The 9,326-nt window shown below is 40.4% G+C and carries 14 protein-coding genes; 9 read left to right on the top strand and 5 right to left on the bottom strand.

Annotated features, from left to right (window positions below; all coding sequences use genetic code 11):
- Positions 1 to 87 precede the first annotated feature (87 nt).
- From VRK28_RS07005 to VRK28_RS06995, 3 genes are all read right to left on the bottom strand, one after another.
- Positions 88 to 513, bottom strand: coding sequence for a secondary thiamine-phosphate synthase enzyme YjbQ (locus tag VRK28_RS07005; RefSeq protein WP_054561120.1), 426 nt, complete (start codon positions 511 to 513; stop codon positions 88 to 90).
- Positions 510 to 977, bottom strand: a complete 468-nt coding sequence (locus VRK28_RS07000; RefSeq protein WP_054554140.1) for a chemotaxis protein CheX — start codon at positions 975 to 977, stop codon at positions 510 to 512. The genes VRK28_RS07005 and VRK28_RS07000 overlap by 4 nt, the downstream gene beginning before the upstream one ends.
- Positions 978 to 1,050: 73 nt before the next feature.
- Complete coding sequence (locus VRK28_RS06995; RefSeq protein ID WP_054554141.1) at positions 1,051 to 1,485, bottom strand: transcriptional repressor; 435 nt, start codon at positions 1,483 to 1,485, stop codon at positions 1,051 to 1,053.
- Between the two features lie 94 nt (positions 1,486 to 1,579).
- Between VRK28_RS06995 and VRK28_RS06990 the strand changes: the two genes are divergently transcribed.
- The 9 genes from VRK28_RS06990 (at position 1,580) to VRK28_RS06950 (ending at position 7,810) form a co-directional block, all read left to right on the top strand.
- Positions 1,580 to 2,200: a MarC family protein gene (locus VRK28_RS06990; RefSeq protein WP_062566539.1), complete on the top strand. Its 621-nt coding sequence runs from the start codon at positions 1,580 to 1,582 to the stop codon at positions 2,198 to 2,200.
- A gap of 155 nt (positions 2,201 to 2,355) precedes the next feature.
- Positions 2,356 to 2,778 (top strand): hypothetical protein, encoded by a 423-nt coding sequence (locus VRK28_RS06985; RefSeq protein ID WP_130166181.1) that lies wholly within the window; start codon positions 2,356 to 2,358, stop codon positions 2,776 to 2,778.
- 236 nt (positions 2,779 to 3,014) lie between these two features.
- Positions 3,015 to 3,992, top strand: coding sequence for a tRNA dihydrouridine(20/20a) synthase DusA (dusA, locus tag VRK28_RS06980; RefSeq protein ID WP_082422939.1), 978 nt, complete (start codon positions 3,015 to 3,017; stop codon positions 3,990 to 3,992).
- 236 nt (positions 3,993 to 4,228) lie between these two features.
- Positions 4,229 to 4,903 carry a PspA/IM30 family protein gene (locus VRK28_RS06975; RefSeq protein ID WP_054561117.1) on the top strand — a complete coding sequence of 225 codons (675 nt, stop codon included), beginning with the start codon at positions 4,229 to 4,231 and terminating at the stop codon, positions 4,901 to 4,903.
- A 10-nt stretch (positions 4,904 to 4,913) separates the two neighbouring features.
- Complete coding sequence (locus VRK28_RS06970) at positions 4,914 to 5,120, top strand: PspC domain-containing protein (protein WP_054554145.1); 207 nt, start codon at positions 4,914 to 4,916, stop codon at positions 5,118 to 5,120.
- A gap of 9 nt (positions 5,121 to 5,129) precedes the next feature.
- A complete protein-coding gene (locus tag VRK28_RS06965; protein ID WP_054554146.1) occupies positions 5,130 to 5,456 on the top strand; it encodes a hypothetical protein in 327 nt (108 codons plus the stop codon).
- A gap of 80 nt (positions 5,457 to 5,536) precedes the next feature.
- A complete protein-coding gene (locus VRK28_RS06960; protein WP_332393626.1) occupies positions 5,537 to 6,043 on the top strand; it encodes a copper chaperone PCu(A)C in 507 nt (168 codons plus the stop codon).
- 8 nt (positions 6,044 to 6,051) lie between these two features.
- Positions 6,052 to 7,038 (top strand): DUF2333 family protein, encoded by a 987-nt coding sequence (locus VRK28_RS06955; protein ID WP_054561115.1) that lies wholly within the window; start codon positions 6,052 to 6,054, stop codon positions 7,036 to 7,038.
- Between the two features lie 4 nt (positions 7,039 to 7,042).
- Entirely contained in the window at positions 7,043 to 7,810 is a 768-nt protein-coding gene (locus tag VRK28_RS06950) for a TIGR04219 family outer membrane beta-barrel protein (RefSeq protein ID WP_062566535.1), read from the top strand.
- A gap of 33 nt (positions 7,811 to 7,843) precedes the next feature.
- Here VRK28_RS06950 and VRK28_RS06945 read toward each other — a convergent pair whose 3' ends face one another.
- Positions 7,844 to 8,731 (bottom strand): TIGR03899 family protein, encoded by an 888-nt coding sequence (locus VRK28_RS06945; protein ID WP_332393625.1) that lies wholly within the window; start codon positions 8,729 to 8,731, stop codon positions 7,844 to 7,846.
- Complete coding sequence (locus VRK28_RS06940; RefSeq protein WP_240701457.1) at positions 8,700 to 9,206, bottom strand: SRPBCC family protein; 507 nt, start codon at positions 9,204 to 9,206, stop codon at positions 8,700 to 8,702. The genes VRK28_RS06945 and VRK28_RS06940 overlap by 32 nt, the downstream gene beginning before the upstream one ends.
- Positions 9,207 to 9,326: the final 120 nt, after the last annotated feature.

The raw sequence follows: 9,326 nt of genomic DNA, 5'->3' as shown, positions 1-9,326 counted from the left end.
TAGCAAGCAATCAACTAGCGTTTAGAATTTTGCTTACAGCTTACAGCTTACAGCTTACAGCTTACAGCTTACAGCTTACAGCTAGTTTTAGATCTGGCCTTGAACCGTCGCGATAATACGTCTAGCGCCACCATGATCTCGGTGTTCACCTAAATAAATACCTTGCCATGTGCCTAGCATTAAGCGGCCTTGATTAATTGGTATGGTGAGTTCAGCACCTAATGTACTGCTTTTTATATGGGCTGGCATATCGTCATCACCTTCATAATCATGACGATAATAACTTTGTCGTTCTGGCACAAAATGATTGAAGTGACTTTCCATATCCATTCTTACTGTAGGATCTGCATTTTCGTTAATAGTTAAGCTTGCAGAAGTGTGTTGAATGAATAGGTGTAATAAGCCGACTTTGTATTGTGCTATCTCTGGAAGTTGACGAAGTAGCTCGTCATCAATGATGTGAAAGCCTCGTGAGCGAGGCTTCAATTGAATGGTTTTTTGCTGCCAGCTCATAGTTTATCAAAGCTAACTTCAATATTGGCGTTACCATCAGCAGATGTGAATGGAATTAACACTTTAGCGCCTTCACATTTATGTGCAATTGTATGTCCCTTACCAGACACTACAACTGGCGTTGCCATATCAAACTCATAGCCTTTTTCGCCAAGTAGGTTTTTAGCGCCACCTGTTACCATGTTAGTAATTTCACCTACCATGTCGGTTACTTCTTCGTTCACCGTATCAGGGCGTTCACCTAGCATTCTTTCCATAATGGTCAGTGCTAGATTTTCATCAAAGGTGATTGAAAGTGAACCTTTAGTTTGTGGGCCAACCATACCAATCAAACCTGATACATCGCCACGGGCTAGTTCGTCTTTCTTTAAACTAGGTTTACCCGGCTTTAATTCTGTTTGAGCCATAGTGCTCAATACATTTAATAATGATGATAAAAAAGGGTTGATGAACTCCACATTCATTATTTATTTTCCCTTAGGTTTCGAAATGCCGTTAATCATACTTTAAGTGTAGTGGTTGTTTCAAACACCGCACTTATTCTTTGCATTTTTCGCATTTACCGTGCGCTTCAATTGTTTGTCCTGAGACAATAAATCCACTTTCTGCCGCTAAGTTATTAAGTTCATGAGAAATTACTGTTGAATGCAATTCTTTTACATAACCACAGCTGTCACAAATTAATAACTGTACAGGGTGAATGTGATCAAAATGATGGCACAGCATAAATGAGTTGGTGCTTTCAATTTTATGAATAAAGCCAAGTTCCGATAAGAAATCGAGCGCTCGATAAATAGTGGCAGGTTTTGCGCCTGACTCAGTTAATTTGAGTTGTTCTAATAGGTCATAAGCACCCACACCACCTTGCGCACTAGCTAATAGGCGGAATACTTTTTCACGGATAGGTGTGAAACGTGCACCACGATTATCGCATACTTGTTTTGCTTTACTGACGAGTGATTCTATATTCATCTTCTCTTATCCTTACGCTACCGTGATATACTAACATACTGTATTGTAGTTGCAGTGTTTTTATTCGCTAACACGTTTTCAGGGAGTTTTCTTAATGAGTGAATTGCTAGCTGCATTCATTTTCTTTTTTGCCGTCATTGATCCTATCGGGACCGTGCCTGTTTTTATTGCTGTTACACGCTGGGATGATGCCAAGTTCAAGCGCAAAGTTGCATTAAAAGCGGTTGGCGTTTCGGCATTGGTGCTATTATTTTTTGTTGTTGCGGGCGAGTTACTTTTAAACGCGATCAATATTCCACTTTCGGCATTTCAGATTGCCGGAGGTATCGTATTATTACTTTTTGCTCTGTCGATGATCTTCGGTGAAAGTAAACCAGAAACAGAAATCAAAAGTGTTCGAGATAGCACAGAAACCGCTATTTTCCCTTTGGCGATTCCTTCTATTGCCAGCCCCGGTGCCATGCTTGGTGCAGTACTGATGACTCGAAATACCGAATACACTTGGTATGAGCAGCTAATTACCTCATCAATTATGCTTTCTGTGTTAATAATCGTACTGGTTTTATTACTACTTGCCACGCATGTTCATAAGTTAATTGGTGATAGTGGCGCGAGTATTATTAGCCGGGTGATGGGCTTAATTTTATCGTCAGTGGCGGTGACTAATATCTTAGGCGGTATCGCTCACTACTTCGGTTTGAGTGTTGTCGGCTAGTTTTAATTTAAAGTGCATTTTCAGTGATTTAAACTTTGAATAATTGCCTTCTTTTATCTAACTTTAAAGAAGGCAATATAAAATTTAAGGAACAAAGAATGCTAATCAAAAATGTCGTCTTATCTGTTTTTCTGATTTTTAGTTTAGGTGCTTGCATGGAGCCGACCTATGATAGTGGTAAGCTAAAAGTCATTGAAGTAACAGATCATGATTTTAAAATTAATGGTGAAAGCGCAGTAACCGTAATTGTTGGTCATGCCAATGTGGCGGAATACAGCTTTTCACTTCGTAAAAGTGATTTAAAGAAAGGCACGCTCCTGCAGTCTGTGTCTGACAGTAATCCAAATGTACGTGCAGATGGTACCTTCTTTAGTGAATATTATGTGCAATCAAAAGATCATGATACGCGTGCATCAATTGAAATTGTCGAAATGGACCCCGTTGAGAAAGTAGCGCGAATTGCAGTGGGTGCTAAGTTAGTTAACCTGAAAAACGAGGACTACAAAGAGCTTGAAATTACGATTTTGGAGCTTACGGGCCAAAACCTTGAACATCTCCTAAGTAAAGTAAAAATGTAGACTTAGCATTTTACCTTATTCATCAAAGAAGTGAGATTGCAGTACACTTCTTCGCCTCTTTTCATTATCAGATCTTCGATTAAGCCATGCCGCGAGCCAGCTTCGGTGGTATAATGGTCGCAATTTTTCATTTCGGTGCATACCTAAAGGGTATGTGTCATCGCTATATTAAGCGTTAATCGTATTAGGTAATTTAAGTTGCAAGTAAATGCATTGATCTTTAAAGGGGCCATGTTATGAGCACAACGACATTAAACCGCCGTTTTTCCGTGGCACCCATGTTAGATTGGACAGATCGTCACTGTCGAACCTTTCACCGCAAAATGACTAAGCATGCTGTGCTTTACACTGAGATGGTGACAACCGGCGCTATTTTATTTGGTAAAGGCGATTACTTACACTTTAATGAGCATGAAGGCCCAGTGGCATTGCAACTTGGTGGCTCAGATCCTGAAGCGTTGGCTAAGTGTGCAAAGTTAGCGGCGGAGCGCGGCTATCATGAAGTAAATTTAAATGTTGGCTGTCCGTCTGATCGTGTACAAAATGGTCGTTTTGGTGCTTGTTTAATGGCTGAGCCTAAACTGGTTGCTGACTGCGTTGCTGCAATGAAGGCCGAGGTGACTATTCCTGTTACTGTTAAAACTCGCATTGGTATTGATGAGCAAGACTCGTATGAGTTTTTATGTGCTTTAATTGAAGCAAGTCATGATGTTGGCTGTGATGACTTTATTATTCATGCGCGTAAAGCGTGGTTAAATGGCTTAAGCCCAAAAGAGAATCGTGAGATCCCACCTCTTGATTACCCGCGGGTTTACCAGTTGAAAAAAGATTATCCGCAACTTCACTTAAGCTTAAATGGTGGCGTGAAAACAATTGCTGATAGCGTAGCTCACCTTGAGTATGTTGATGGCATTATGATTGGTCGTGAGGCGTATAGTAATCCGTTTATTTTGTCTGAGGTTGACGAAAACATTTATGGTGATGAAGCCTTTACGCTAAGTCGTCATCAGGTTGTACGCTCGATGTACGACTATATTGAAGACGAAATGAGTAAAGGCGCTAACTTTTGGCATATTGCTCGCCATATGTTGGGAATTTTTCAAGGCCAACCTGGTGCGCGTGGTTTTAGACGCCACCTTTCAGAAAAAGGCCATGGTAAAGCGGCCGATTTATCTGTTATGGATAAAGCCTTAAGTTTTGTCCCAGAAGCCTAATCTAATATCCTATTAAAAAAGCCACATTTTGTGGCTTTTTTTGATCCTAAAATTTAGTGAAAAAGTTAATTTTTTAGTCAAATTAGTTATTTTTCATTCAGTCACTAGTCAGCCTAAATCTAAATTTAATTGACTCAACTTATTGTATATAAATGATAATTTTAATTTATTCGTTAGTTGGCACAAGAATTGGAATCTCCTAGCTGTATTAACCCAATAATCAACAGGAGAGTCACATGGGTGTATTAAATCGCGTTAATGACATTATTCAGGCAAACCTTTCTGCAGCATTAGACAAAGCTGAAGATCCTGAAAAGTTACTTAATCTACTCGTGCAAGAAATGCAGGATGCACTGACTGAATGCCGTGCAACTGCTGCGACATTCTTAACGCAAGAAAAGCAAATGAAGCGTGAAATTGCAGCGAAACAAGCGAAAGTTGCTGATTGGCAAGCGAAAGCAGAAAAAGCGTTGAGTAAAGATCGTGATGATCTTGCCAAAGCAGCATTAGTTGAAAAGCAGCGTTTAACGACAGAAATCGAAGCGCAACAAGCTGAAATGGATAAAGTGGCAGAGTCACTCGCTAAATTGACAGAAGATTGTCAGCGTTTACAAAACAAGCTTGCAGATGCAAAGGCCAAACAGCTGACTTACATGCAAAAAGAACGCGTTGTTACAGCACGTTTAAAAGTAAAAGAGCAGCTCCATAGCAGTAAAGTTGAAGATGCATTAGCGCGTTTTGACTACTTAGAGCAGCGCGTTGAAAACATTGAGTCGCAAGTTGAGGCGTATGAACTGACACAAAGTGATGCTGCAAATTCAACAGCAGCACAATTCGCTGCCCTTGAGAAAGATGAAGCAATCGATAAAGAGCTTGCTGACTTGAAAGCAACGATGAAGCAGTCGGCTTAGGAGGTTAATAATGAATACTTATCACACATCGACACGTTGGTACCGTGATCTGAGTAATAAAAAGATCTCGGGTGTATGTAGCGGACTCGCTGCGCGCTTGGGCTTCCCTGTATGGTCAACACGTCTGGTCATGATCATATTACTTATTCAAATGCCGCTGTTAATAGGCGTGGGTTATTTAGTGGCTCATTGCACTTTACCAGTGAAAGGTTACTAGGAGTAGGACATGAAAACGTTAGCTATCATCATTTTGGCAATGTTATTACTATGCACTGATGCGGTTTCATTTGTATCGTTTGACTCATGGCAATTACCTTTATCAATTGCTGATATGAGTTGGGCTGGGCTTGAGGTCATCGGTGCAATAGTGGCAGTCATTGCCGTCGTTGCAGGTGTTGCGCTATTCACTATTGGGCTGCTAGGCGCAGGTGTTGTTGCTTTGATTGGTGTTGTGCTTGCGTTTTTATTTGGCTCAGTAATGATTGCATGGCCACTTTTACTAATCGCAGCATTATGCTGGTTGATTGCCGATAACAAAAAATCGCCAGCTTAAGGTACTAATAAACTGCCTTAATACATAAAATATGCTAAATTTAGCGGGTAAGTTAATGTCTTAACAAGGATTAAAACATAATGAAACTGTGGCCCGCACTCTCTTTTCTTACCGCAAGTTTATTCTTTAGTACTTTTTTATCTGCCCATAGTGGCCATGATCATAGCGATGTTGCCGAAGTAGCCGTAAGTAATGCGCAGGTACGTGAATTTTTACCAGCCAGTAAAGCCAGCGTGGCTTATTTAACTATTACTAACCCAAGTGAGCATGCAACGGTATTAACTAAAGCTGAGCTTGATGGTTTAGGACGTGTTGAAATTCATCAGCATACTCATGTTGATGGCATGATGAAAATGGAACAGGTTTTATCATTAAAGATTGATGGTCACAGCAGTGTTGAGTTTAAAGCGGGTGGTTATCACTTAATGGTGTTTGAACCTGAAGATCAACTAAAAGCAGGGCAAGAACGAAAACTCACGCTATATTTTAATGATGGCAATCGAGTTTTTACTCAAGCCAAGGTTGTGTCTTTACAAGAAATGTCTGAGCAGGCATCAAAAAAAAGTAAAGAGCACTCACATCACTAGGAGGTATTATGTCTGAGCATAAAGGAAAAATAGCCAGTGCATTACTTATTATACTAATTATTTTTTACGCGATTGCTGTTTACTGGAGTAGTGAACCTGCTCGTATGGATGTTGTTAGCAAGGCAAAACAGGAAGCGCAAATGCGCGGTGAAAAGTTTGTCACCGGCTACACAACAACAACTACGTTGATCAATGTGGCAAGTACATTATTAAATAAGCCTGGCGGCTACTTATCTAACGATATGATGCCACCAAGTGTAATGATGGATAACATGCCGGCGTGGGAATATGGCGCGCTTGAGATGACCCGAGATTTAGTGTTGTCGATGCGTAAAGACTTCAGTCGTTCACAGTCTCAATCAACTGAGCACGAAGCTCTTAAAAAAGCACAGCCGCAATTTAATATAAGCTCGGTAGCATGGGCATGGCCTAGCGCAGAAACTGAATATCAAAAGGGTATTGATTTACTGGTTGTGTATCGCACTCAAATTGCGGATCAGAACGATCGAGATAGCCAGTTTTATGCCCGTGCCGATAACTTACGTGGCTGGTTAAAAGAAGCTGAAAAGCGCTTAGGTAGTTTAAGTCAGCGTCTAAGCGCAAGTGTTGGCCAAGATCGTTTGAACACTGATTTAGCTGGCGATACTGCGGCTCATCAAGCAACATACACCCCTTTGCAAAGCCAAGTAAAAACATCTTGGTGGCAAATTGATGATGTATTTTATGAATCGCGTGGTGCAACGTGGGCATTACTGCACTTTTTACAAGCGGTTGAATATGATTTTGCTGATGTCTTAGAAAAGAAAAATGCTCGTGTTAGTCTGCAACAAATTATTCGTGAATTAGAGGCCACGCAAGAAACTGTGTGGAGCCCAATGATCTTAAATGGCAGTGGTTTTGGTTTTGTTGCTAACCACTCACTGGTCATGGCGAATTATATTTCTCGAGCCAATGCGGCTCTAATTGAACTTAGCGAACTTTTAGCGCAAGGATAAAATGATGAAAAAGTACTGTTTAGCAGCTGCCCTTTCAATGGCCTGTTTAGCTCCAACAGCGCAAGCTGATACATTATTAGGTTTATACCTAGGTGTTGATGGCTGGCAATCAGATAACAGCGGTAGTTTTGCTCAAGACGGAAATCTACAAAGCTTTAAATTTGATGATGAAACGTTTACGAGCTACTACGCAGCACTTGAGCACCCAGTGCCGTTAGTACCAAACATTAAACTAAAATACACTGAACTTGAGTTAAATGGTGATACAACACTTGATGAAACATTTAGTTTTGGTGGTTCTGATTACGTTGTAGGCACACAAGTAGGCACAGTGAGTGATTTATCACATGTTGACTACATCCTATATTACGAAATCTTTGATAATGATTTGGTTTCAATTGATTTAGGTGTAAACGCTAAACAATTTGACGGTGAAATTACGGTAACGGGTACTTCGCAAGAAGGTGGCCCAAGTACAACTGAGCGCGTTGATTTTTCTGGTTTCGTACCTTTAGTGTATGGTCGTGCTGAAGTTGGCTTGCCGTTAACAGGTTTAAGCGTATTCTTTGAAGGTAGCTTACTGGCTATCGACGATAGCAAAATTCAAGACTACCAAGCGGGTGTTGCATACGCTTTACTTGATAACTTAGCAATTGATATGGACATTAAAGCGGGTTACCGCTCAATGACTTTAGAGCTTGATGATATTGATGATATCTACACAGATTTAGATGCATCAGGTCCATTTGCGGGTATTCAAATCCACTTCTAATCGAGTTTTTCGGTTTATATTTAGCTGGCAGTTTTATTTTAAAGCTTGCCAGCTAACTTCAAATTCATCTTCTAATGATGTTGAAAGTATCTGCTTATAAGCCTTATTTATTGGCGATGCGATTAGCTTTCTTAACTCGTCACCCGTTTGTGTAAATTTATAATAACTGAGTACTAAGTCATTACTTTTTGCTTTTAAAACCAAGCGTTGATTCATAAAGCTCAGCACCAGTTCTTGGCCAGCTTTTAAAACAGCTGATTCGATTTCTTTTCGATACAGCAAGTTAATATCCATCAGGGTAAGAATGTCCGGAAAGCTAACAGGGGTTTTCCCTAAATTAAATGACACCTTGTTACCTTTTCTAAGTAAATCAAACAACGAAGGTTTTTTGTAAAAGCCGAGTAAAATTAAGTGGCTGTTATCTTTTTCATTGAAGCCACACAGTGATGTACAGCGCTGAAGAGCATCTGCTTCGCGCTGAGTCATGTGTTTAAGTGTTTGTAAGCTTTTAATCGAAAAGGTGCCCGGTGAAACGGTTTCACCTGCGAGTATTTTTGCCCATAGCTTTTGCATTGAAGAATTAGCTGTGTCTTCACATAAACTAATAAAGCGCTCTATCCAATCAAAATCTGGTTGTTGTTGGCCCGTGACATCGGGGCAAAACGTCATAGCCATCGCCATAATGGTTTCGATATTTTCTTGGCGTTTAATGAATTGAATTTCTTGGCGAGTTTGAGCGCGCTCTAAAAGGCTTGCTTGCGCTTTAATTTGATAAGCTAACTGCTGTTGACCTTGTGCTGAATAGCTGTCATCACTCGCATGGTTGATCCTAGCCGATGATGCCTTATGAATAGGGTAGCCAAGCTGGTTTTCTATGATATTAGCAAGATTAACTCTCGCCTGAGCTGCTTTCACTGTCATCGGTCACACTGTCCTTGCCTGTTGTTGCTAACTGCGCATGAGTTTTGATGTTATTGAGCGCCAGTTTTACTGTGTTATTGAGAATATACTGGCTTAGTAAAGCAAGGTAGCCACCAATAATAGGGGTGTTGACCTCACCTTTTAATGAACACTCAATGTTAACGTTATCGCCTTCAGGTAAATAGCGAATTGTGCCTTGGGCAATGTGTTCTTTATTAAATAAGATATTAAATGAAAGCTGGCTGTTGTCGAGTTGGGTGATGGTCATTTCACCTTCGCCAAAGCGACTTTGCCAAAATTGATGTGCACCTACTCCTTGGCTAGGTTCTGCAATGGTAAATTCGATACTCGGGTCGACAGCCTGCCATGGTTGCCATTTGGGCCATTGATTAAAGTCGCCAACAAGGCTCGCAACCTCAGCACTGCTCGCATTCACTTTAATTGATTTGTGAACGGTATATTGCGGTGAAAGCATAAGCCCAATCACAAGTGAGATCAGAATGCTGATAAAAATCGCTTTTAGGGTAAAAATGAGTATTTTAATAATCTCACCTCAGGCAATTGTTTTATAACTTTCATAACATTATACGTAACA

The sequence above is a fragment of the Pseudoalteromonas sp. P80D2 genome (assembly GCF_036680945.1).
GTDB classification, from domain to species: domain Bacteria; phylum Pseudomonadota; class Gammaproteobacteria; order Enterobacterales; family Alteromonadaceae; genus Pseudoalteromonas; species Pseudoalteromonas shioyasakiensis.
This window is presented reverse-complemented; position numbering and strand designations above follow the sequence as displayed.

Excerpts from the sequence above, each read along its gene's own strand:
- VRK28_RS06950 (WP_062566535.1), top strand. The coding sequence starts at position 7,043 with ATGAAAAAGTACTGTTTAGCAGCTGCCCTTTCAATGGCCTGTTTAGCT.
- dusA (WP_082422939.1), top strand. The coding sequence starts at position 3,015 with ATGAGCACAACGACATTAAACCGCCGTTTTTCCGTGGCACCCATGTTA.
- VRK28_RS07005 (WP_054561120.1), bottom strand. The coding sequence starts at position 513 with ATGAGCTGGCAGCAAAAAACCATTCAATTGAAGCCTCGCTCACGAGGC.
- VRK28_RS06970 (WP_054554145.1), top strand. The coding sequence starts at position 4,914 with ATGAATACTTATCACACATCGACACGTTGGTACCGTGATCTGAGTAAT.
- VRK28_RS06945 (WP_332393625.1), bottom strand. The coding sequence starts at position 8,731 with ATGACAGTGAAAGCAGCTCAGGCGAGAGTTAATCTTGCTAATATCATA.
- VRK28_RS06960 (WP_332393626.1), top strand. The coding sequence starts at position 5,537 with ATGAAACTGTGGCCCGCACTCTCTTTTCTTACCGCAAGTTTATTCTTT.
- VRK28_RS06955 (WP_054561115.1), top strand. The coding sequence starts at position 6,052 with ATGTCTGAGCATAAAGGAAAAATAGCCAGTGCATTACTTATTATACTA.
- VRK28_RS06995 (WP_054554141.1), bottom strand. The coding sequence starts at position 1,485 with ATGAATATAGAATCACTCGTCAGTAAAGCAAAACAAGTATGCGATAAT.
- VRK28_RS06940 (WP_240701457.1), bottom strand. The coding sequence starts at position 9,206 with ATGCTTTCACCGCAATATACCGTTCACAAATCAATTAAAGTGAATGCG.
- VRK28_RS06990 (WP_062566539.1), top strand. The coding sequence starts at position 1,580 with ATGAGTGAATTGCTAGCTGCATTCATTTTCTTTTTTGCCGTCATTGAT.
- VRK28_RS06985 (WP_130166181.1), top strand. The coding sequence starts at position 2,356 with ATGGAGCCGACCTATGATAGTGGTAAGCTAAAAGTCATTGAAGTAACA.
- VRK28_RS06965 (WP_054554146.1), top strand. The coding sequence starts at position 5,130 with ATGAAAACGTTAGCTATCATCATTTTGGCAATGTTATTACTATGCACT.
- VRK28_RS07000 (WP_054554140.1), bottom strand. The coding sequence starts at position 977 with ATGAATGTGGAGTTCATCAACCCTTTTTTATCATCATTATTAAATGTA.
- VRK28_RS06975 (WP_054561117.1), top strand. The coding sequence starts at position 4,229 with ATGGGTGTATTAAATCGCGTTAATGACATTATTCAGGCAAACCTTTCT.